The 22,950-nt window shown below is 53.6% G+C and carries 22 protein-coding genes; 18 read left to right on the forward strand and 4 right to left on the reverse strand.

Annotated elements, in window-relative coordinates; genetic code table 11:
- Positions 1-34 precede the first annotated feature (34 nt).
- From ABIE64_RS21035 to ABIE64_RS21070, 8 genes are all read left to right on the forward strand, one after another.
- Positions 35-688 (forward strand): TIGR00725 family protein, encoded by a 654-nt coding sequence (locus ABIE64_RS21035; protein ID WP_354378522.1) that lies wholly within the window; start codon positions 35-37, stop codon positions 686-688.
- 155 nt (positions 689-843) lie between these two features.
- Entirely contained in the window at positions 844-1,629 is a 786-nt protein-coding gene (locus ABIE64_RS21040; RefSeq protein ID WP_354378523.1) for an ABC transporter permease, read from the forward strand.
- Positions 1,626-2,678, forward strand: coding sequence for an ABC transporter ATP-binding protein (locus tag ABIE64_RS21045; RefSeq protein WP_354378524.1), 1,053 nt, complete (start codon positions 1,626-1,628; stop codon positions 2,676-2,678). Before ABIE64_RS21040 ends, ABIE64_RS21045 begins: the two co-directional genes overlap by 4 nt.
- A 39-nt stretch (positions 2,679-2,717) precedes the next feature.
- A complete protein-coding gene (locus ABIE64_RS21050) occupies positions 2,718-3,788 on the forward strand; it encodes an extracellular solute-binding protein (RefSeq protein WP_037988636.1) in 1,071 nt (356 codons plus the stop codon).
- Positions 3,789-3,837: 49 nt separating this feature from the next.
- Positions 3,838-4,674, forward strand: coding sequence for an ABC transporter permease (locus ABIE64_RS21055; RefSeq protein ID WP_007091548.1), 837 nt, complete (start codon positions 3,838-3,840; stop codon positions 4,672-4,674).
- 379 nt (positions 4,675-5,053) lie between these two features.
- Positions 5,054-6,418 carry an NAD(P)-dependent oxidoreductase gene (locus ABIE64_RS21060; RefSeq protein WP_354378525.1) on the forward strand — a complete coding sequence of 455 codons (1,365 nt, stop codon included), beginning with the start codon at positions 5,054-5,056 and terminating at the stop codon, positions 6,416-6,418.
- A 20-nt stretch (positions 6,419-6,438) separates the two neighbouring features.
- Positions 6,439-7,716 (forward strand): NAD-dependent dihydropyrimidine dehydrogenase subunit PreA, encoded by a 1,278-nt coding sequence (preA, locus tag ABIE64_RS21065; RefSeq protein WP_063094646.1) that lies wholly within the window; start codon positions 6,439-6,441, stop codon positions 7,714-7,716.
- Positions 7,717-7,751: 35 nt separating this feature from the next.
- A complete protein-coding gene (locus ABIE64_RS21070) occupies positions 7,752-9,029 on the forward strand; it encodes a Zn-dependent hydrolase (protein ID WP_354378526.1) in 1,278 nt (425 codons plus the stop codon).
- Between the two features lie 64 nt (positions 9,030-9,093).
- Here ABIE64_RS21070 and ABIE64_RS21075 read toward each other — a convergent pair whose 3' ends face one another.
- Together ABIE64_RS21075 and ABIE64_RS21080 are read right to left on the reverse strand one after the other, a co-directional pair.
- Positions 9,094-9,864, reverse strand: a complete 771-nt coding sequence (locus tag ABIE64_RS21075; protein ID WP_354378527.1) for a substrate-binding periplasmic protein — start codon at positions 9,862-9,864, stop codon at positions 9,094-9,096.
- A gap of 158 nt (positions 9,865-10,022) precedes the next feature.
- Positions 10,023-10,664, reverse strand: a complete 642-nt coding sequence (locus tag ABIE64_RS21080; RefSeq protein ID WP_037988647.1) for a TetR/AcrR family transcriptional regulator — start codon at positions 10,662-10,664, stop codon at positions 10,023-10,025.
- A 436-nt stretch (positions 10,665-11,100) separates the two neighbouring features.
- On the opposite strand from ABIE64_RS21080, the gene aptA reads away from it, so the two are divergent.
- From aptA to hydA, 7 genes are all read left to right on the forward strand, one after another.
- Entirely contained in the window at positions 11,101-12,432 is a 1,332-nt protein-coding gene (gene aptA / locus ABIE64_RS21085) for an omega-aminotransferase AptA (RefSeq protein WP_037988716.1), read from the forward strand.
- Positions 12,433-12,608: 176 nt separating this feature from the next.
- Complete coding sequence (locus ABIE64_RS21090; RefSeq protein ID WP_354378528.1) at positions 12,609-13,475, forward strand: nitrilase-related carbon-nitrogen hydrolase; 867 nt, start codon at positions 12,609-12,611, stop codon at positions 13,473-13,475.
- A gap of 195 nt (positions 13,476-13,670) precedes the next feature.
- Positions 13,671-14,462, forward strand: coding sequence for an ABC transporter ATP-binding protein (locus ABIE64_RS21095; protein WP_354378540.1), 792 nt, complete (start codon positions 13,671-13,673; stop codon positions 14,460-14,462).
- Positions 14,452-15,381, forward strand: coding sequence for an ABC transporter permease (locus ABIE64_RS21100; protein ID WP_354378529.1), 930 nt, complete (start codon positions 14,452-14,454; stop codon positions 15,379-15,381). The genes ABIE64_RS21095 and ABIE64_RS21100 overlap by 11 nt, the downstream gene beginning before the upstream one ends.
- Positions 15,378-16,535 carry an ABC transporter permease gene (locus tag ABIE64_RS21105; RefSeq protein WP_341364213.1) on the forward strand — a complete coding sequence of 386 codons (1,158 nt, stop codon included), beginning with the start codon at positions 15,378-15,380 and terminating at the stop codon, positions 16,533-16,535. Before ABIE64_RS21100 ends, ABIE64_RS21105 begins: the two co-directional genes overlap by 4 nt.
- A 59-nt stretch (positions 16,536-16,594) precedes the next feature.
- Positions 16,595-17,581, forward strand: a complete 987-nt coding sequence (locus ABIE64_RS21110; RefSeq protein ID WP_071240574.1) for an ABC transporter substrate-binding protein — start codon at positions 16,595-16,597, stop codon at positions 17,579-17,581.
- 141 nt (positions 17,582-17,722) lie between these two features.
- Entirely contained in the window at positions 17,723-19,174 is a 1,452-nt protein-coding gene (gene hydA, locus ABIE64_RS21115) for a dihydropyrimidinase (protein ID WP_071240573.1), read from the forward strand.
- Between the two features lie 68 nt (positions 19,175-19,242).
- Here hydA and sugE read toward each other — a convergent pair whose 3' ends face one another.
- Positions 19,243-19,563 carry a quaternary ammonium compound efflux SMR transporter SugE gene (gene sugE, locus ABIE64_RS21120; RefSeq protein ID WP_071240572.1) on the reverse strand — a complete coding sequence of 107 codons (321 nt, stop codon included), beginning with the start codon at positions 19,561-19,563 and terminating at the stop codon, positions 19,243-19,245.
- 189 nt (positions 19,564-19,752) lie between these two features.
- Here sugE and ABIE64_RS21125 point away from each other — a divergent pair, with 189 nt between their 5' ends.
- The 3 genes from ABIE64_RS21125 (at position 19,753) to ABIE64_RS21135 (ending at position 22,017) form a co-directional block, all read left to right on the forward strand.
- On the forward strand, positions 19,753-20,403 hold the full coding sequence (locus tag ABIE64_RS21125; RefSeq protein ID WP_071240759.1) for an NTP transferase domain-containing protein: 651 nt from the start codon (positions 19,753-19,755) through the stop codon (positions 20,401-20,403).
- A 195-nt stretch (positions 20,404-20,598) separates the two neighbouring features.
- Positions 20,599-21,525, forward strand: coding sequence for an SPFH domain-containing protein (locus ABIE64_RS21130; RefSeq protein ID WP_071240571.1), 927 nt, complete (start codon positions 20,599-20,601; stop codon positions 21,523-21,525).
- A gap of 21 nt (positions 21,526-21,546) precedes the next feature.
- Positions 21,547-22,017 carry an NfeD family protein gene (locus ABIE64_RS21135; RefSeq protein ID WP_071240570.1) on the forward strand — a complete coding sequence of 157 codons (471 nt, stop codon included), beginning with the start codon at positions 21,547-21,549 and terminating at the stop codon, positions 22,015-22,017.
- Positions 22,018-22,076: 59 nt separating this feature from the next.
- Here the strand turns inward: ABIE64_RS21135 and ABIE64_RS21140 are convergent, their stop codons facing one another.
- On the reverse strand, positions 22,077-22,925 hold the full coding sequence (locus ABIE64_RS21140; protein ID WP_071240569.1) for a tetratricopeptide repeat protein: 849 nt from the start codon (positions 22,923-22,925) through the stop codon (positions 22,077-22,079).
- Positions 22,926-22,950 lie beyond the last annotated feature (25 nt).

A 22,950-nucleotide genomic window follows, 5' to 3' on the forward strand; every position in this document is an offset into this window, starting at 1 on the left:
CCAGTTTATTGCGATGGAAAAAGGATATTGCAACATGCAATTGCATATTGATATGGGAAACTCTGTCCTGCGCTGTGCGGGCAAAGTATTTGATCCTTGGGCACTTTGCTGGGAAGCTCGGGACGATGAGGTCGCCGGTTCGGTTGCGATATCCGATGTGAACTTACAGGCGGTTACCCCACAAGAGGCTGTGCGCTGGTTGTTTCAGAATCAAAAAGTGCGTCAGGTTCCGGTTGCAGTCATTGGCGCGAAGATTGCTAGTGACGCTGAGTGCGCGGATGCCGAAGCGCTGGGGAAGGGGGTGGCTGAAATTGGCTATACCCTGCTGACTGGCGGGCGCACTGGTGTTATGGAAGCCGCGTCACGCGGGGCTTATGAGGCGGGGGGGATGGTTCTTGGTCTGTTGCCCGGTGATGAGTTCGAGACGGCAAATCCATATGTCACAATCCCGTTGGCAACCGGTATTGGTCCGACGCGTAATTCCATTATTGCAAGGTCCGCACGGCTTTTGATTGCTGTGGGCGGTGGATATGGCACGATCACGGAAATGGCTTATGGACTGCATTATGATCGTCCTGTTTTCGCTCTGCCCAGTGCGCCTGTTGTGCCCGGCGTCGTGCGTTGCGAGGATGTCGATGCTGTTTTGTCAAAGATCGCCAGTGCATTTTTGGGGCTGGGTGTGAATTGACAGGCGCGACGATTTTTGTGTTCGCAAATGTCATTAAACTTACATTTGTGTAAATTTTCAGACTCGCATAGCTTGGCCCTCGGACGATGTTCGGTGGGCCATTTTTTTTGCCGCGATATCGTTTCCCTTCTAGTCTTGCCACTCTGGAATTTTTTATGGGTCTGGTGACTTTTTTATATTGTTTGTATCTGGTGACACCGATTCTTCTGTTGGTGGTAGGGTCATTCGGCACGAGCTGGACCAACAGCCTGCTGCCCAGCGGTATGACATTCGATTGGTACCTTGAGGTCGCCGGGGATTCCAGTTTTCAGCGTGCCTTTCTGACCAGTTTGCAGGTCGTTGTTGCTACATGTGTTATCAACGTTCTGCTTGGGGTGCCGTTTGCTTACGCTGTGTTTTCGGCAGCTAACCGTGGCGTTCGACTGGCCGCGCGTATTTTCACCCTATTGCCCGTTGCCGTACCTGAGCTTGTCTTGGGCTTTGGATTTATTATCGTATTTTCAAGCAATTATACCCCTTGGCTCGGTGCGACCTGGCTTCTGGTCTGTGCGCATGTGGTGTTGACGCTGCCATATCTGGTGGGAACACTCCTTGGGGATATGGATCGGCTTGGTATTGCTGGAATGGAAAAGGTCGCCGAAACGCTTGGTGCAGGTTTCTGGCAGCGTTTTCGCGATATCGTTATTCCCTCACTCCGCTACAGCCTCTTGTCCGGTCTGATGATGGTTACAGCGATTTCCATTGGTGAATTCCAGATTTCCAACCTTGTGGCGGGCTTTCTTTCGCGAACCTATCCGGTTGTCCTGTTGCAGGCATTCTATGGTGCGACCGGGTTGGCTTGTGCGGCCACGGTGGTTTTGATCTTTCTTGCCTTGATGGCGGCATGTGCCAGTGCTGCCGGGGCGCATTTCTCACATTTTCGTCAAAAGGCACGCCCATGACCATCCGTTTTGAAAATGTCACCTATCGTTATGCGGATGGCAAAGGCGGTCTTACTGATATCAATTTTGATGTCAAAACCGGAGAACTGTTGGCGGTGATCGGTCCCTCCGGTTCCGGGAAGAGTACTCTTTTGAAGCTTCTCGCCGGATTTATGGACCCGCAGCAGGGACGCATCGAGATCAGCGGTCGGGATATGAAAGGTGTTGCTGCACGGCATCGTGATCTTGGCATTGTGTTTCAATCCTACGCCCTGTTCCCGCATATGACGGTGCTTGAAAACATAGCCTACCCGCTTCAGCTTCGCCGTGTTGCACGCGATGAACGAATTGAGCGCGCACGCAAAGCCTTGCAGGAGGTCGGTCTGGCTCATGCCGTTGATCGCATGCCCGCGACCCTTTCTGGAGGGCAGCAGCAGCGTGTTGCGCTTGCACGTGCGCTTGTCTATCAGCCAAAGGCGCTTTTGCTTGATGAACCGTTGTCAGCGCTTGATGCTTCTTTGCGTGGCGAGATGCGTGATCTGATTACCCATATCCAGCGCACGGCCAACATCGCCGCGATCCTTGTTACCCACGATCAGGAAGAAGCCTTGTCCATGGCAGACAGGGTCGCCGTCATTCATGAAGGCAGTTTGCTTCAGCTTGCCGCGCCGCGTGATCTTTACGACAATCCAGTTGATAAAACAGTCGCCGCCTTTGTCGGCAAGGCCAATCTGTGGCCGGGCAAAGTGCTGTGCCGCAACCGGGTGTTGACCGAGCTTGGCGAAGTCGTCTGTAACGCAGAGGATTGGCAAGTCGGCGCATCCGTGACGCTGCTTGTTCGCCCCGAAGCCGTTATGCCGGTGATCAGTGAGCCCTCCGCCGCAGAGGGTGGGACGCATCATAGCGTAAATTATTTCCAAGGTGATCTTGTTCAGGACAGGTTCCTTGGCGCAGTACGTCGATACGACATTGCCCTTGGAGACCAGATCATAACTGGTGAAACAGGATATCGTGGCACTGTTGCGGGTGTCTCGATTGCTCCGGACCAGGTTCGGATTCTTCGCTCTTAGTCCATTCCGATATCCCCCCCCCCCTCAAGGAGACATTCGATGAATTTCAAGTTCAAGGCGGCGCTGGTTGCTGCTCTATCTCTTGCGCCGTTTACCGCCAGCGCCTTTGACGGGCCTGAGCTTTATGATGGTGAACAGGCCCTTTATGAAAAAGCGCAGGAAGAAGGTCTTATTGTATCATTTGATACCGGGCCGACCTGGGCAAACTGGTCATCACAATTCAAGAATTTCAAGGCCCGCTATCCGGGGGTTGAAATGGTCTATAACGATCTAGGCTCGGCTGCGACTGTTGTTGCGCTGGACAAGTCGCGCAATCGTCCGCAAGCCGATACTGCCTATTACTTTGCCGGTTCTGCACTTGATGCGGTAGCCAAGGATGTTGTTGCGCCGTTTGAGCCTGTCAATTTTGACAAGCTGCCGGATGAACTTCGTGAGAAAGACGGAAAATGGTTTACCGTTCACAAGCTCAATATTGCATTTCTGGTAAACAAAAAGCTGGTCAAAGAAACCCCGGAAAGCTGGGCTGATCTTCTGAAATCCGGATACAAGAATTCGATTGTCTATCTTGATCCGCGCTCGACTGGTCAGGGGCAGGTTGTTGTTTTTGGTGCGGCATTTGGCAACGGCGGCGATATGGATAACATTCAGCCGGGTATCGATTACCTTGCGCGTCTGCATGACAGCGGTAATGTCCTGCGCACCGTCGGGACGACGCCCTATGCGCAGTTCCTCAAAGGCGAAATTCCGATCTGGATTGGGTATGAAAATGATGGCTTGAAAGCGAAATACAAGGACGGCATGGGGGATGACATAGATGTCGTCATCCCGAAAGAAGCATCGGCGGCTGCGCCTTATGCGATCAGCATGGTAAAAAACGGTCCGAACCCTTCGTCTGCAAAGCTTTGGCTCAACTACATCATGACAGATGAGGGCCAGGCCACCTTTGCCGAAGGATATGTCCGTCCGTCGGTTCCGGGTGTCAAGCTGTCTCCAGAAGTGGCTGATAAAATGCCCGACGCCCCTCAGATTCGCCCGATTGATATCGTCAAGGCGACTGCGCTGAAGGCGGATATTGATACCGGTTGGTCCAAGGCCGTTCTTGGTGATTGACTGAGTTTCTAACGCAATAAAAAGACCTGAAAAGCGGAGAATGAAGATAATGGTTGGACGTCACAAGAGCACGTTGCTCTGGCTTGCATTACCGGCAACGGTGTTTCTCGGTGCGTTCTTCATTTTGCCGCTGGTTTTCGTGGTTGCTGACTCGCTCTCGGATGGTGGCTCTGCCTATGGAAGGGTCGCCTCCGATCCCGTTTTCTGGGCCGGGTTGCGTGGCAGTCTGGTGATCGGATTGGCCGCACCGCTCTTTTCTTTGATCGTGGGCTATTTCGTCTCTTTGCATCTGTCGCAAAAATCAGAACGGTTTCGCTCAGCTTTGATGTTTCTGATCTCGCTGCCGCTGACGTTTTCCGGGCTGATTATTGCTTATGGATTTATTCTGACCTTTGGCAGGGCGGGATTTGTTACAATGCTTTTGGCGGAAGTCGGGGCTGAGCCTTCTGTTGTTGGCGGATTTATTTTCTCGCCAATCGGCTTAGGATTTGCCTACTCATACTATCTGATACCGCGGGTAGTGATGATCTTGTTGCCACCACTTATAAATTTCGACCGAAGCCAGATCCAGGCTGCAAAGACTATGGGGGCGTCGGGTTTTCGGGCGCATGTTGATGTTTTGGTGCCCCAACTTGTACCGGGTTTTGTCTCGGCATTCTGTCTTACATCGGCGGTGGCGTTTGGTGCGTACGGTACGGCGTTAGCTCTGGTTGGGACACAAGTAAATATCCTGCCTCTGGTGCTCTACTCCAAAATTGCGGAAACGGGCAGTGATTTGCCTGCTGCATCGGCGATTTCAGTTGTTTTGATGTCGATTTGTGTACTGGTGATTTCGGTCGCGGAAACGGTCACTACAGAAAAGAAGCCTGCGCGCTTGGATGCATAGGAAGGCGCGATTTTAATGTCTCACACATCTTGCAATCCTGTGTTGAATTTTAATCTTGACCAAATGATCAGGATTGGACATGCTGTATGGGTCAGAGAGAGGCATCTGTACGCGCTATCAACCGGGAATAACCCGAAATTCAAAAAAGGCGCGACAGATCGAATACTGGGAAACAGTCCGGCAATAAGCCGGACGGATACGCCAAGAATGTCATTGATTGAAGACCCAGAGTTGGTCGGGCCCGCCCGTCCGCATACGCCATAAATCCATCCGGAGCTTTTTTAGGCTTCCAAGGGCAGCTGGTTTTTTGAGAATGCCATTCTTGTTTTGTCTCTCGCTGACGCCAGGAGAGGACGCCTTTTTGGCAGGGAGACAAAACATGACCATCTTGCAGGGCAAGCAAGTTTCGAAATCAGGTGCTATCCACGGCTCGGGACATATCGGCCATAATGATTCCGATGACGGATTTTCCGATCTGCATCCGGCCTATTCCACCTTGCAGGCCATGGCCGAAAGCAATCGCTGCCTGTATTGCTATGACGCGCCATGCGTTACGGCATGCCCGACATCAATCGATATTCCGGGCTTCATCCGCAAAATCAGCACCGGCAACCCTGATGGGGCAGCCAAAACCATCCTGTCGGCCAATATCATGGGTGGCACCTGTGCGCGTGCCTGCCCGACAGAAGTACTGTGCGAACAAGCCTGTGTGCGCAATGTGTCCGAAGATGTCGCGGTTGAAATCGGCAGTCTGCAGCGTTTTGCGGTTGATCACCTGATGGCGCGCGATGAATTGCCCCATCCGTTCAAACGGGCCCCCCTGACCGGTAAACAGATTGCGGTGGTCGGTGCCGGTCCGGCGGGGCTTTCATGCGCGCATCGCGCGGCGATGCTGGGCCATGATGTGACTGTGTTTGAAGCCAAGGCGAAGCCGGGCGGGCTTAATGAATATGGTCTTGCGGCGTACAAAATGACCAATGATTTCGCCCAGCGAGAGGTTGAATTCCTTTTGGGCATCGGCGGCATTCGGATCGAGTATGGCAAGGCGCTTGGCCGTGACATCAGTCTTGGGGCTTTGCGCGACGGATATGATGCGGTGTTTGTTGGGGTCGGGCTTGGCGCGACCAACGAACTTGGCCTGCCGGGAGAGGCATTTGATGGTGTCGATGACGCGATTGCCTTTATCGAGCAGCTTCGCCAGACCGAGCCGAAATCCGACATGCCGGTTGGCAATAATGTGATCGTGATCGGCGGTGGCAACACCGCAATTGATGCCGCGATCCAGGCCAAACGCCTTGGCGCGGACGAAGTCACATTGGTCTATCGCCGCGGGGCTGAACATATGTCGGCCACAGAATATGAACAGGAACTGGCCAAGATCAATGGCGTGGTCGTGCGCCACTGGGCCAAGCCGGTGGCGATCAAGGCCAATGGCAAACTGATCGGCATGGAGTTCGAGAAAACGGAACTTCAGAACGGCAAGCTTGTCGGCACCGGTGAGAAATTTGAAATTCGCGCCGACCAGATCCTGAAGGCCATCGGGCAGAAAATTAAAACAGATGATCTTGCCGGAATGGAGATCGCCGGTGGCAAGATCGTGGTCGATGAAAATTACCAGACAACCGCATCTGGCATCTTTGCTGGTGGGGATTGCATCAAAAGTGGCGAGGACCTGACAGTTCAGTCGGTCGAAGACGGCAAGCAGGCCGCGATTGCCATCGACGCGTTCCTTAAAACCGCATAAGCCAGAAAGGGAGAGAGAAAATGGCTGATCTAAGCTGCAAAATTGCCGGGATCGATTCACTGAACCCGTTCTGGCTGGCCTCCGCACCGCCGACCGACAAGAAATACAACGTTGTTCGCGCATTCGAAGCCGGATGGGGCGGGGTTGTCTGGAAAACACTTGGCATCGATCCGCCGGTGGTTAACGTATCGTCGCGCTATGGCGCGCATCATGACCAGAACCGCCGTTTGCTTGGTATCAACAATATCGAACTGATTTCCGACCGGCCGCTTTCGGTCAACCTTCAGGAAATCCGTGAATGCCGTAAAGAATATCCCGATCACGTGATCATCGGATCGATGATGGCCCCGATTGAAGAACGGGCGTGGAAGGATTTGGCCCAACAAATCGCCGAAAGTGGCGTGCACGGGATCGAGCTTAACCTTGGCTGCCCGCACGGCATGTGCGAACGCGGGATGGGGTCGGCCATCGGGCAGGTTCCTGAAATGGTCGAACAGGTCACGCGCTGGGTCAAGGATGCGGTTGATATTCCGGTCTTTACCAAACTGACGCCAAACATCACCAACATCCTGTGGTCGGCGGAGGCCGCGTTAAAAGGCGGGGCGGATGCCGTGTCGCTGATTAACACCGTTAACTCGATCATTTCGGTCGATCTGGACAGTATGGTTCCCGAGCCGATGGTTGATGGCAAGGGAACGCATGGCGGTTACTGCGGATCGGCTGTCAAGCCGATTGCCCTTAACATGGTCGCCGAAATTGCCCGCACGCCGGAAACCCGCGATCTGCATATTTCCGGTATCGGTGGGATTACCACATGGAAAGACGCCGTTGAATTCATGGCGCTGGGATCAAATGCGGTGCAGGTCTGCACGGCCGCGATGATCTATGGTTTCCGGGTTGTAGACGATTTGATCGATGGCATGAGCCAGTGGATGGATGACAAGGGTTACACCAGTGTCGAACAGTTCACGCGTGCGGCCGTGCCGCAGGTCGCGAATTGGAACGAGCTTAACATGAATTTCGATACCAAGGCGGTGATCAACCCCGACAATTGTATCGAATGTGGTCGTTGCCATATTGCATGCGAGGATACATCGCATCAGGCGATTGCGATGAATGTCAAGGAAGACGGGCACCGTGAGTTTGTTGTCATCGACGAGGAATGTGTTGGTTGCAACCTTTGCTATCACATCTGCCCGGTCCCTGATTGCATCACCATGGAGCCGGTCAAAACCGACAAGCCTTACATGACCTGGCCGGAACATCCGTTAAACCCGATGCGACAGGCAGCTGAATAACGCCAAAGCCGAAAGACAGACAAAAGGATATCTACATGACCGTTCAACCAAGTGTGCGTAATCTGTCGATCAATGGCGACCGGCTTTGGGGCAGCCTGATGGAGATGGCAAAGATTGGCAAAACTGCCAAGGATGGCGTTTGCCGATTGGCGCTGACCGATCTGGATCGTGAAAGCCGTGATTTGTTCATCAAATGGTGCAAGGCCGAGGGATGCACGATCCGTATCGACAAGATGGGCAATATCTTTGCCCGCCGTGAAGGTCGTAATCCTGAACTGCCCCCTGTCGTTATGGGAAGCCACCTTGATAGTCAGCCGACGGGTGGAAAATATGATGGCGTTTATGGTGTGCTTTCGGGACTTGAAGTGATCCGGACGCTCAATGAAGCCAAATATGAAACCGAAGCACCGCTTGAAGTCGTTTGCTGGACCAACGAAGAAGGGTCGCGCTTTGCCCCGGCAATGGTGGCATCAGGCGTTTTTGCCAAGGTGTTCGATCTTGATTACGGCCATTCGCGCGCTGATGTCGATGGCAAGACGATGGGCGAGGAATTGAAACGCATCGGCTATCTTGGTGATGACGAAGCCACGATTGATGCCCATCCGATGGGCGCGTATTTCGAGGCCCATATCGAACAGGGCCCGATCCTTGAAGATGAAGGCAAGGATATCGGCATTGTCACCGATGCACAGGGGCAGCGCTGGTACGAAATCAAGTTCACCGGTGTTGAGGCCCATGCCGGCCCGACGCCGATGAAAACCCGCAAGGATGCATTGTTGGGGGCGTCGCGTGTGGTTGATCTGGTCAACAGGATCGGTCTGGATCGTTCCCCGTTGGCCTGTGCGACGGTTGGGATGATGCAGATTCACCCCAATTCACGCAACGTGATCCCGGGCGAGGTGTTCTTTACTGTCGATTTCCGCCATCCTGACGACGCGGTCCTGGCCGATATGGATATGGCGCTTCGCGCAGGGGTGGAGAAAATCGCATCCGACATCGGCCTGAAAACCGAGTTGGAACAGATTTTCTATTACGCCCCGGTCCCGTTTGACAAAACCTGTGTCGATGCGGTCCGCAATGCTGTCGAAATCGGCGGATATTCCGCTCGCGAGATCGTGTCGGGTGCCGGTCATGATGCGTGCTACCTGGCGCAAGTGACCCCGACGGCGATGATCTTTATCCCGTGTGTTGATGGCATTTCACATAACGAGATTGAAGAAGTTCATAAGCATTGGTCGGATGCAGGCGGGCAGGTTTTGCTGCATGCCGTTCTGGCCAAAGCCGATGAAACGGTCATGACACAGTCGGTTTAAGCGATATCGAGAACCTCCCCTGAATACTCCAGACTGGACCGGCCCTTGTGCCGGTCTTTTTTTGTCAGTTGCTGTTGGATTTGGGCAGGTGAAGGGCGACCCATTCGGAAAGTTGTCCGTTGCTGTCGAGTTCCGTGATCAAGTCGTTGATCCGGGCGATGTGCGGAACGCACGGGCTGCTGCGCGAAAACATGAATTGAACTTCATTCACTGCCAGTGGTGGTTCAATGGCAATCACCTGTTGCTCGATATCATCAATCGCGACATTGGCCATGCCGTCATACCGCCCGAGCAACACATAATCGACCCGCCCGTTCATCAGGATATCGAATATGCGGTTGCCGGTTGGTGAATAAATCATGTCGAGCCGATCATTGGCATACCGGTCAATGAAATCGCCGTAGCTTCCGCCTTGCGGGCGGGCACCGCTGTGACCGATCAGGCTTTCTATGTTTTGCACGGAAAATTGTCGGTCAACATGCTGAAAGACCATGACATCATCGAATGCATACGGAAGGGAATAGATGAAAGTCATCGCCCGTTCGGCCGTGGAATAGGCGCCTGCCATCACATCTATTTCACCGGCTTCGAGCATCTGGATCGACCGGTTCCACGGGATTTCAAAATGTACTTTCAGACTGATATTGTTTTCCTGCGTGTATCGACGCAGGATATCAATCGAAATGCCTTGTGCATGGCCATTGCTGTCGAAGTAAGAAATCGGTTCCCATCCTGCCGCACCACCAACGACAATCTGTTTGCAGGTATCAGATGCGGCATGGGCATGATTGGTGATTGCGGACAGGACCATGCACGTCAGAATAAGCATAGGCATGATGCCAAATCCGGTCGCGTACATGAATACGCGTTGAAAATGCATGCTGGCCCCCGTTGAAAATAGATCAGTGTTTGTCGATTTCAGATTTGGGGGATGGGTATATTTTTCAACTATTCGTTAGTGTGGGGCAGGCAGCTTTGTTGCTGTGGTTGTCTTTAAGACAGCCCGACGCCTTTCAGGATGATGCGCACGACATTTTCCTTGGCCTCGGCGAATTGGGTATCCGATAACGGGTGATCGTTATTGAAGATTTCGATCTGACGGGCAAAGTCGGCGTAATGCTGGGTTGTGGCAAAGATCATATACATTAGCGAGTAGGGTTCGACCTTGTCCATCTTGCCTTCTGTGATCCAGCGATTGATTACCACCACGCGGCTATCAAGCCAGTTTTTGACTGTGGTTGAAATGTAGTCGGACGAGAACTTTGCACCACGGATGATTTCGTGCGCCCAGACGCGCGAACCGTGCGGGCGGGCACGCGACAGATCCATCTTGGCTTCGATATAGCCGCGCAGAATTTCGGCCGGGTCGGAACTGTTTTCAAATGTCATTGCCGCTTCAAGCCAATGATCGCAAATGTCTTCCATGATCCGTCGGTAAAGGGCTTCCTTGGTGCTGAAATAGTAATGCACATTGGCCTTGGGCACCTTGGCAATTTCGGCAATCCGCGCGGTGGTTGCGCCCTTGAAGCCGTAATCGGCAAAAACCAGCTCGGCAGCGGCAAGAATTTGCTCTTCGTTTTCCTGGCGAATGGCGGCTTTATGTGCGCCGTTTTGCCCGGATTTGACTGCACTCATCGACGTTCCCCGAAATTGCGTCATTTATCTTGACCGTTTGGTCAGGTTAAAATAATCTCTACTTTAGATACTAAAAAGCAAGTCTAAAATACGCGCCGAACCAACCAGAGATGTCCAGAATTTTGAACAACTCCGGTGAAAGATAAACAGAAATTCGGTGCCGTAAACAAAAATCAGGGTCGCTGAAATGGCATTTGGCAGTCGAAAATTCGAAACCAGTTCCCGGTGACTTTAAAGCGCTAGTGCATGGGAGATTCCCGTGCTAACGATTTTTTCCTGTGCCGCCATGCGGTGCAGTTCTGACCATCCTGTGTGCGACATATCACGCATCCGGGGTGTGATGGATATTAAATAAAGTCGGACATTGGTTTGGTCACGGATTTTGTCCGTCAGAACGATGTCAGGGAAGCACAAGAAAGGTACGGGAGACCTTTTTATGACAGCCACCACGAAAATCAGTCGGCCGAACGATCTTTCGGCATTCTGGATGCCGTTTACGGCAAACCGCCAGTTCAAGCAGGCCCCACGCTTGCTTGTCAGTGCGGAAGGCATGTATTACCAGACCGATGACAACCGCCAGATTCTGGACGGTACTGCTGGGCTTTGGTGCTGCAACGCAGGTCACAAGCGTCCCAAGATCGTCGAGGCGGTCAAGGCACAGATGGACGAACTGGATTATGCCCCGGCATTCCAGATGGGCCATCCCAAGGCGTTCGAGCTTGCCAGCCGTCTGGCGCAGCTTATGCCGGGCGATTTGAACCATGTTTTTTATACCAATTCCGGTTCTGAATCGGTTGAAACCGCACTTAAAATCGCGATTGCCTATCACCGGGCACGCGGGGATGGGCAGCGGACCCGTTTGATCGGTCGTGAACGCGGCTATCACGGTGTTAACTTTGGCGGTATTTCGGTTGGTGGTATTTCGGGCAACCGCAAGACCTTTGGCCAGATGCTGGGCGGGGTTGACCATATCCGTCACACCTATCTGCCTGACGAAAACGGCGTTACCCGCGGCCAGCCGGAACATGGTGCGTTTCTGGCCGATGATCTGGAACGTATTTGCGCGCTTCATGATCCGTCGACCATCGCTGCTGTGATTGTCGAACCGGTTGCTGGGTCGACCGGTGTTCTGATCCCGCCAAAAGGCTATCTGGAACGCCTGCGCGAGATTTGCACCAAGCATGGTATTCTTCTGATCTTTGATGAAGTCATTACCGGTTTTGGTCGCCTTGGTGCCCCGTTTGCCGTTGATTATTTCGGTGTTCAGCCGGATCTGGTGACAACGGCAAAGGGGCTTACCAACGGGACAATCCCGATGGGGGCTGTTTTCGCGACCGACGACATCCATGATACCTTTATGTCCGGCCCGGAAAACATGATCGAGCTTTTCCATGGTTACACCTATTCGGGCAATCCGGTTGCCTGTGCGGCGGGCCTTGCGACGCTTGAGACCTATGAAGAGGACGGCCTTTACACCAGAGGGCAGGAACTTGGTCAATATTGGGAAGATGCGGTTCACAGCCTGATTGATCTGCCGAAGGTCAAGGATATTCGTAACCTTGGCCTGATCGGCGCGATCGAGCTTGAAGGGATCGAAGGTTTCCCGACCAAGCGCGCCTTCAGCGCGTTCCTGCAGGCGTTCGAGAAGGGCATTCTGATCCGCACGACGGGCGATATCATTGCGCTTTCGCCGCCGCTGATCATTGAAAAATCACATATCGATCAGCTGTTTGGCACGCTGCGCGATGTGCTGAAAGAAATCGACTAGGGATTTTTTCCCCTGTTCCGCTGCGGACAGGGTGGGCGAAAGCCCGAAGGAGACGTTACGTTTCACGATTTTCCGGTTTGCGTCCCATCATGGGAATTGGGGACGCAAACCGGACCAAGCCACAAGATCGGCAAAAGCCGGCATATGGCACATATCAGATCAAGGAGGTATCTCGGATGTCTATGCTGAGAGGCGGACTGATTCAGATGAGCTTTAAGGGTTCAACCGAACAGTCGCCAGACGAAATTCGTCAGGCCATGATCGACGCGCATCTGCCCTATATCGAAGAGGCAGGGCGGCAGGGCGTGCAGGTTTTGTGTTTTCAGGAAGTTTTCACACAACCCTATTTCTGTCCCAGCCAGGATGCGAAATGGTACGCCGCGGCCGAAGAAATCCCGAATGGCCCGACCACGCAGTTGATGTGCGAACTGGCCAAAAAGCATAAAATGGTCATCGTCGTTCCGATCTACGAGCAGGAAATTACCGGTGTGTATTACAACACCGCCGCCGTGATTGATGCCGACGGGACCTATCTTGGCAAATATCGCAAAACCCATATTCCGCAGGTTGCCGGTTTCTGGGAGAAGTTTTTCTTCAAGCCCGGCGTTTCGGACTGGCCGGTGTTTGATACCCAATATTGCAAGCTTGGCGTTTATATCTGCTATGACCGACACTTCCCGGAAGGCTGGCGTGCGCTGGCGTTAAATGGTGCGGAATATATCGTCAATCCGTCGGCAACCGTGGCCGGGCTTTCGGAACATCTGTGGAAGCTGGAACAACCCGCATCGGCAGTTGCCAACGGATGTTATATCGGGGCGATCAACCGGGTTGGCCGGGAAATGCCGTGGAACATTGGCGAGTTTTACGGCCAGAGCTATTTTGTCAATCCGCGTGGCGTGATTGAAAAGGAAGCATCGCGCGATCAGGACGAACTGATCGTGCATGACATGGATATGTCCATGGTACGTGAAGTGCGGAACACATGGCAGTTTTTCCGCGACCGTCGGCCTTCGACCTATACCCGCCTGACCGACGGCAACTGAGATTTAACGGCGAACGGAGCATGTGTCCCGCTCGCCGTTTTGCTTTGACCGACATTTTATATTCCGGCGCCAAATGACCGGGCAAAAGACAAGTCGGCAAGGTTCAGGGCAACGACCCTGAGGGAGGCTTTAGAGAGACATTCGATCAGGGGATACCCCATGACGTTAAAAGCAGTCGTCAATAATGTGGCGCAAATGCCCGCATCCACGGACGCAGTTGTTGATATTCAAAAACTGTCGTTGACCTTTCAAACCGCTGACGGGCCGGTCTATGCCCTGTCTGATGTTGATCTGAAAATCGAACGCGGCGAGTTCGTTTCCTTTATTGGCCCGTCGGGCTGTGGCAAGACCACGCTGTTACGTGTGATTGCCGATTTGGAAAAAGCCACGGGTGGCGATATTTCGATCAATGGCGTTTCCCCGCAGGAAGCGCGTGAAAATCGTGCCTATGGCTATGTGTTTCAGGCACCGGCATTGCTGCCGTGGCGCTCGATTGAACGCAATGTGACCCTGCCGCTGGAAATTATGGAAATTCCCCGCGAAGAACGCATCAAGCGGGGGCACGAGGCACTTAAACTTGTCGAACTGAACGGGTTTGAAAAGAAATTCCCGTGGCAACTTTCGGGCGGGATGCAGCAACGTGCATCAATTGCGCGTGCGCTGAGCTTCGATGCCGATCTGCTTCTGATGGATGAGCCGTTCGGGGCGCTGGATGAGATTGTGCGCGATCATCTGAACGAACAGCTTCTGAAATTGTGGGCGCGGACCAACAAGACGGTGGCCTTTGTCACCCATTCGATCCCCGAGGCGGTTTACCTGTCGACCAAGATCATTGTGATGTCGCCAAGGCCGGGCCGGATCATTGATGTGATCAAAACCGATTTCCCGAAGGATCGAGGCCTTGACATCCGCGAAACGCCAGAATTCTTGGAAGTCGCCCATCGTGTGCGCGAAGGGCTGCGGGCAGGGCATAGCTATGACGAGTAATGCCGCAACGATGAATGGTGCGATGGGCGGTGCATCGCTCTGGTCGCGTTTGATGTCCGGGCAGGCTGGTCCGGTGACGGTGGTGCTGATTGCGCTGTTTGTCATCTGGTATATCGGGGCGGTGTTCATGAACGCGCCGACCCAGATTGACCGCTATAACCGTGCCGGGGAAATCTGGACAACGACGCGTTTGATCGAAGATACACTGGCGCAGGAACGACCGATCCTTCCGGCCCCGCATCAGGTCGCGCAGGAAATGTATAAAACCATTTTTGCGACTGCGATCACGTCGAAACGGTCGCTGGTTTACCATACCTGGGTGACGCTTTCATCGACTCTGCTGGGGTTTGTGATCGGAACCGCACTTGGCATTCTGCTGGCGGTCGGAATTGTTCATGTGATCACACTTGAAAAAAGTCTGATGCCGTGGGTGATTTCATCCCAGACCATTCCGATCCTTGCGATTGCACCGATGATTGTCGTTGTGCTGGGCGCGATTGGCCTTAAGGGACTGGTGCCAAAGGCGATTATTTCGACCTATCTGTGTTTCTTCCCGGTGACGATCAGCATGGTCAAAGGGCTGCGGTCGCCGCAGGTGATCCAGCTTGATCTGATGCGGACCTATAATGCCTCGAAATGGCAGACCTTCTGGGCGTTGCGATTGCCATCGGCGATGCCCTATCTGTTTGCCAGCCTGAAGGTCGCGATTGCGATCAGTCTGGTGGGGGCAATTGTCGGTGAATTGCCGACGGGGGCACAGGCAGGGCTGGGCGCACGCCTTTTGGCCGGGTCCTACTACGGGCAGACGATCCAGATCTGGTCGGCATTACTGACGGCGGCCTTCGTTGCCGCGATTATGGTGGTGTTGGTCGGCTGGTGTGAACGTCGCGTTCTTGCCCGGATGGGAGTACGCGGATGACCGACGTGAAACTTGATAAATTCTGTCTGGTTGCGGCAATCGCGGCTTTGCTGGCTTTGATCTTTCCGCTGAGCGGGGTTGATCCGGAAAGCGGCAAGCAGATCGCCTTTGTCAGCGACATTTCCGGTATTGCGGTGGCGATGGCACTATGCGTGATTGCCGGTGCTGCATTTACGTGGCTTGGTGTGGGGCACATTCAGTATGCGGCGATCATCCTTGCGGTGGCGGTGTTTGGCTGCTGGCAGGCGATTGAAGCACTTTATGATTATGGTATTGCCGGTCACGCTGGAACCGGGTTCTGGTTGTTTATCCTGTCGCTTTGGGCGTTTGTCTGGCGGGGGATTGATGTTGTTGCGCGCTATCGCAGCCTTGAAACTGCCAAACAGCAATCGGCGAATATTCTGGTGCCAATCGCGTTTGGTGTCTGGTTGCTGTTCCTTTGGGAAGTGATCGTGGCCGGTTTTGGCGTGCCGCAGGTTTTGCTGCCTGCGCCAAGTGCCATTGGCGTTCGCTTTGTCAATTCGACCGACATTCTGGCTGCCGATTTCCATCAGACCTTCATCAAGGCCGTGATCAGCGGCTATGTGATCGGTTGCGGCAGTGCCTTTATCGTGGCGATTGCGGTGGATCGGGTACCGTTTCTGAAACGGGGGCTTTTGCCGTTGGGCAATATGGTGTCTGCCCTGCCGATCATCGGTGTGGCACCGATCATGGTGATGTGGTTCGGGTTTGACTGGCAATCCAAGGCGGCAGTGATCGTGATCATGACGTTTTTCCCGATGCTGGTGAATACCGTGACCGGGTTGAATGCTGCAGGCGCGCTTGAGAAGGACCTGATGGCGACTTATGCGTCGGGTTACTGGTCGACCCTGTTTCGGTTGCGGCTACCGGCCGCAATGCCGTTTGTCTTTAATGCACTTAAAATCAACTCCACGCTGGCGCTGATTGGCGCCATCGTTGCCGAATTTTTCGGCACCCCGATTGTGGGTATGGGATTCCGGATATCGACAGAAGTCGGGCGGATGAATGTCGATATGGTCTGGGCGGAAATTGCATTGGCGGCCCTGGCGGGGACCGCCTTTTACGGAGCTGTGGCCTACGTCGAAAGAAAGGCGACGTCATGGCATCCGTCATTTCGGGTACGTCGCCATTAAAGGCATCAAAAGACGGCCCGTCGGGAGGACTTGACAATAACCTGAGGAGACATCGACGAATGAAGAAAATATTTGCGACTGCGTTAGGGTTAAGTGTCGGTATGGCATCGTTTGCGGCGATGGCAGCGGACGAAGTCACCCTGCAGCTTAAATGGGTAACCCAGGCACAGTTCGCCGGTTACTATGTGGCGCAGGACAAGGGGTTCTATGAAGAAGCCGGTCTTGACGTCACGATCAATCCGGGCGGCCCGGACATTGCCCCGCCACAGGTTATTGCCGGTGGTGGTGCCGATGTGATTGTCGACTGGATGCCATCCGCACTGGCATCGCGAGAAAAGGGTGTTGCGCTGGTAAACATTGCGCAGCCCTTTGCCAAGTCGGGCATGATGCTGACCTGCCTTAAGGAAACCGGTGTTGAAAGCCCGGATGATTTCCCGGGCCGGACGCTTGGTGTCTGGTTCTTTGGCAATGAATATCCTTTCCTGAGCTGGATGTCGAAGCTTGGCATTCCGACCGATGGCAGCGAAAAGGGTGTTACGGTTCTGAAACAGGGCTTTAACGTTGATCCGCTGTTGCAAAAGCAGGCCGATTGCATTTCAACAATGACCTATAACGAATACTGGCAGGTCATTGATGCCGGTATCACCGAAGATCAGCTTAAGGTCTTCAAATACGAAGATCAGGGTGTCGCGACGCTTGAAGACGGCCTTTATGTTCTTGAAGACAATCTGAAAGACGAGGCTTTCGTCGAGAAGATGGGCCGCTTTGTTGCTGCGAGCATGAAAGGCTGGCAGTGGGCAAAGGAAAACCCGGAAGACGCCGCAATGATCGTTCTGGATAACGACGCAACCGGTGCCCAGACAGAAAAGCATCAGATCCGCATGATGCAGGAAATCGCCAAGCTGCTGGATGACGACGGAAAGCTTGACGAAGCGGCCTATCAGCGCACCGTCGATAGCCTTCTGTCGGGCGGCTCCGACCCGGTTATCACCAAAAAGCCGGAGGGTGCCTGGACCCACGCCGTCACCGACAAGGCGTCGATGTAACGATCCGATCCTGTCACCCGGCAGGTGTAGCTGACCTGCCGGGTGACAGGCCATCTGACGAAACTGAAAACGGGCAGGGATGCCGGGGCTTCCCCGCAACTTTCCGGGCCTTACGATAGACTGACAGACAAGGAGCCACCCATGTCCATGGTTATTCGTGGCGGAACAATCGTTACCGCCGATCTGACATATAAATCCGATATCCTGATTGAAGATGGCAAGATTGCCGCGATCGGTCAGAACCTGACCGGGGACAAGATTGTTGATGCCGACGGCTGCTATGTCATGCCCGGCGGGATTGACCCGCATACCCATCTTGAAATGCCCTTTATGGGCACCTATTCCGAAGACGATTTTGAAAGCGGCACCAAGGCCGCAGTTGCCGGTGGAACGACGATGGTTGTCGATTTCTGCCTGCCTGCCCCCAATCAGTCGCTGCTTGAAGCGCTTCAGGCGTGGGACAACAAATCGACCAAGGCGGTTTGCGATTATTCTTTCCACATGGCGATCACATGGTGGGGCGAGCAGGTCTTTGACGAGATGAAAATCGTTGTCGAGGAAAAGGGCATCAACACCTTCAAGCATTTCATGGCCTATAAGGGGGCGTTGATGGTCGATGATGATGAAATGTTTGCATCCTTCTCTCGCTGTTCGGAACTCGGCGCGATGCCGCTGGTTCATGCCGAAAACGGCGATGTGGTCGCGACACTTCAGCAACGTTTGCTTGATGCTGGCAATAACGGGCCCGAAGCACATGCCTATTCCCGGCCTGTCGATGTCGAGGGCGAGGCGTGTAACCGTGCGATCATGATTGCAGATATGGCCAATGTGCCGCTTTATATCGTGCATGTGTCCTGCGAACCGGCGCACGAAGCCATCCGCCGTGCGCGTGCCAATGGCAAACGCGTGTTTGGTGAGCCGCTGATTCAGCATCTGATTCTGGATGAAAGTGAATATGCCAACGCGGACTGGGATCACGCGGCCCGTCGCGTCATGTCGCCGCCTTTCCGCAGCAAACTGCATCAGGACGGTCTTTGGAACGGTCTGGCATCCGGCAGCTTGCAGGTTGTTGCGACCGACCATTGTGCTTTCACGACAAAGCAGAAACGCATGGGAGTTGGTGATTTTACCAAAATCCCGAACGGCACCGGCGGTCTTGAAGACCGCATGCCGCTGCTGTGGACCTATGGGGTCAATACCGGTCGTTTGACGATGAACGAATTCGTTGCCGTGACCTCGACCAATATCGCCAAAATCCTGAACGTCTATCCCCGCAAGGGCGCGGTTCTTGTCGGTGCGGATGCGGACCTTGTGGTCTGGGACCCGAAGGCATCGAAAACCATCACCGCCGAACATCAGCAATCGGCAATTGATTACAACGTGTTCGAAGGCCATGAAGTCACCGGTTTGCCACGCTACACCATCAGCCGCGGTCGGATTGCCGCTGAAGAAGGCGTCGTGATTGGCAAATGCGGCGATGGTGAATTCGTGCGGCGGGATGCTTATCCAGCAGTGAACAAGGCGCTTTCGAAATGGAAAGAGCTGACGTCTCCGCGTAAAGTAGAGCGCAGCGGTATTCCTGCCGGGGTGTGATTTATCCTCATTCAAATAAAATCAGGGAAACGGGTGTTTTGGGATCGCCCGTTTCCATTTGATAGTGATCATGCCGGACTGAAAAGCTTAAGTCCGACAATTCCGGCAAGGATTAGGGAAATGGACAATATCCTTGCGACACTCAGCATTTCGCCAAGTACCACCACGCCAAATATCACCGCACCAACCGCACCGATACTGGTCCAGATCGCATAGGCGGTACCAAGCGGGATGCTGCGCATGGCAAAGGTCAACAGCCAGAAACTTCCGGTCATGGTCGTCAGGGTGAAAATTGTCGGAAGGGGATTCGTAAAACCGTTGGAATATTTAAGGCCCGCAGCCCAGCAAACTTCCAGAATTCCGGCCAAAAGTAATGCAACCCAAGCCATAACGGCCTCCTTGTTCAAAGGGGCCGTCCTCGGTCGTCATCATCAAGCGTATTCGGTCGTCCGATCACGTGACAGCACGCTGTCATTGTCTTCTACCTTGATATAGGGGCAGAATGCCCCACTAGCAAATGCCTACCCAGCAATGCTGCCATGCCATCCTGATCAAAATAAATGGACGTTATCCTGCCGATGTCAGCCAATGCAAACAGCCTGTCCGATCATCCCAAAGTCGCCGGATTGATTCTTGCCGGGGGCGAGGGGCGACGTATGGGCGGAAACAAGCCGTTTCGTGAACTGGCAGGCAAACCTTTGATTGCGCATGCGATCAGCGCGGCATCCGCGCAATGCAATCACCTGATGATTTCCAGCAACGAAGGCGGGGCATTTTTTGCTGAATTCAATCTGCCGGTCGTTCCAGACAGTCCCCAACCGGGGCTGGGGCCGTTGGGCGGGATTCTGGGCGGATTATTGAGCTTGCCCGATGGTGTCGACTGGCTGGTTTCCTTTCCCGTCGATTGCCCGATTGTACCCGATGATATGGTCGCCCAATTGATTAAGGCGGCGACAGAGGGTGGTAAAAAAGCAGCCTTTGCCAGCCATGCCGGACGGGATCACTACCTGTCTGCTATCTGGCATCGCGCCGGGGCTGGTATCATTGGCAACCAACTTCGCGATGAAGACCGCCGCGTTGGCGGGGCACTGCGTGCCATGGGGGCCGCGAATGTGACGTTTCCGGTGCGGTCTGGCGACATGGCTCCGTTTATAAATGTCAACGCGCCCGAAGATCTCAGTGCGCTTGATGAAATGCTGTCGGGATATATCGATGAAAAGCGTCTTTGAGTTTCGACGTGTACTGCAAGTATCTGGTGGTTTTACGATAAGGCATTCACACAATTTTCTTGCATAGCAAATGCATATTATCCCTATGATTAAATCTGTTTTGTTTTAAACGTATCGTTTCGCCGAGGTTTTGAATAAAACGGACCTTGTTGATGCCGTTTATTCGGCGTCCAGCTTAAATAATTAGGGCTTATCATGCATTCGACCTTTGCAATATTTTCTGTCGCTTTTGTCTTTCTGGCTGTTGTTCTGACGTTTTTGAGCGTCAAGATCGTGCCGCAGGGTTACGAAATTACCGTCGAACGGCTTGGTCGGTATTTGCGGACACTTGATCCTGGAATGCATATCCTGATCCCGGTTTTTGATCGTGTCGGACAGCGCATGAGCCTTATGGAACGTGTGCTTGATATCCCCAGCCAGGAAGTGATTTCGCGCGATAACGCATCCGTTGTGGTCGACGGTGTGGTCTTTATCCGGGTAACCAATACCAAAGATGCCGCCTATAAGGTCGAGCGCCTTGATTATGCCGTACAGAATTTGGCCATGACCAATTTGCGCAGTGTTCTTGGTTCCATGGAACTTGATGAAATGCTGTCAAATCGGGAGAAAATCAGCCTGCTGCTTCTGGCTGTTCTTGATGAAGCGACCAGTGATTGGGGGGTTAAGATCACCCGGGTTGAAATCAAGGATGTACAGCCGCCCGAGGATCTTACGGAAGCGATGAACCGTCAGATGAAGGCCGAGCGCGAGAAGCGCGCGCTGATTCTTGAGGCCGATGGCGAAAGAGAAGCCAACATCAAGCGCGCCGAAGGTGAAAAATCTGCGGCGATCCTGGCTGCCGAAGGACGCATGGCCGCTGCCGAGCTTGATGCGCGGGCACGCGAACGCACCGCCGAGGCAGAAGCCAAAGCAACCGAAACGGTTTCCAAAGCCATCCGCGAAGGCGATGTTCAGGCAATCAACTACTTTGTCGCCCAGAAATATGTTGAATCGCTTGGCCAGATCGCATCAAGCCCTAACAGCAAACTTGTCTTCATGCCGCTGGATGCGTCTGGTGTTGTTGGATCGATTGGCGGTGTGACCGAATTGATCAAAACGATTTCTCAGACAAACAAAAGCTAAAACGATCTCGGGATTGCCAAAATGAATTTATTTTCTGAACTGGGCATCGAGTTCTGGCATTGGTGGATTCTGGCCTGCCTGATGCTGGTGCTTGAAATGTTGCTGCCGGGGATCATTTTCCTATGGTTGTCAGTTGCGGCAGCAGCAGCGGGTTTTGTTGTCCTGTTGGTTCCCGATGTCTCGGTGGAACTACAACTGATCGCATTTGGTGTGTTTAGTGTGCTGTCATTTGTAATCGGGCGGCGGTTCTTTCGTCCCGCATGTTCGGGGGCGCAAGAGGAAGATGTCAGCAGCACGCGGTCATCGCTGGTCGGAAAAACGACTGTTCTGACAGAAAAGACGACCAATGGCCGCGTTCGTCAAAACGTCTATGGATCAAGCTGGGTCCTGAAGTCGGATGAGGAACTTGTTGAAGGTCAGAAAGTCCGTGTCTGCGGGATTGAAGGAAGTACGCTTCTTGTGGAGGCGGTCAAAGCCGACGATCCAGATTAATTAATATGGCCCGCAAGTTAAAATCCCCGATCTGCAAGATCGGGGATTTTTTCATTTGGCTAGTTCACGGCGCAGGGTCGCCATGGCTTCCAGGGTTTGTAGCCGTCAAAGAATCTTGCAAGGAACTGATCGACCTTTTCGCGGTTTGTGGCGCGGTCAGCTGAGGAGAGATCCTTGTCATACTGACTGCAGTTTTTTTCTACGGCATCGCCAATCGATTTCCAGTCCGCATGCTGATCATGGCCTGGAAGGCCTGTCGCGATGGCGCACCAACCAACAGCTTCGACGGGGTCACCAAGGGTGCGGGCTTCTTCAGCAAGATAGGCAGCTGCACGCATTTCACCACGTTCGGCGGCTTGACGCAGATATTGATAACGGGCGGCGTCACTGTCTGCAAACCGATTGGCAAGCAAGGTTGCCGCCCGCGGATCGCCAGCTTCCCATGCAGTGCCCAGATGCTGTTTTGCCTGATCGGGCTTGCCCTGATCCATGGCGTCAAGGGCAAGCCACAGCATCGCCTGTGTCTGGTTCTGATCTGCAGCCTGTTGATAAAGCGGTCTGATATTGTCGGTTTTCGCACCGGTTGCTTCCAGTCTTCGGGCGATGACCATGCTGGCATCCGGATTGTGATTGTCGGCTGATGCTTTCATCAACTCCCAGCCACGTTTTTCATCGGCATTGACGCCAACCCCGTTAATCATCTGACAGGCCAGAAGGTACTGCGCGGTGGCGTTGCCCTGTTCGGCAAGCGGGGCAAATGTTTTGGCCGAAGCTTCGAAATTGCCGTGACGATACGAATTTACCCCTTCATCAAGCGGGGATGCGGCGGTTACCGTCGCCATCAGGCAAAGCGTGATGCCTGCCGTCACGGTCGAGGATTTCAGGATATGCGCGATCAAATTTTTCATGCTGCTTCCTGTATATCGCTTTTTG

The sequence above is a fragment of the Thalassospira sp. MBR-102 genome (genome assembly GCF_040549275.1).
GTDB classification, from domain to species: Bacteria; Pseudomonadota; Alphaproteobacteria; order Rhodospirillales; family Thalassospiraceae; genus Thalassospira; species Thalassospira xiamenensis.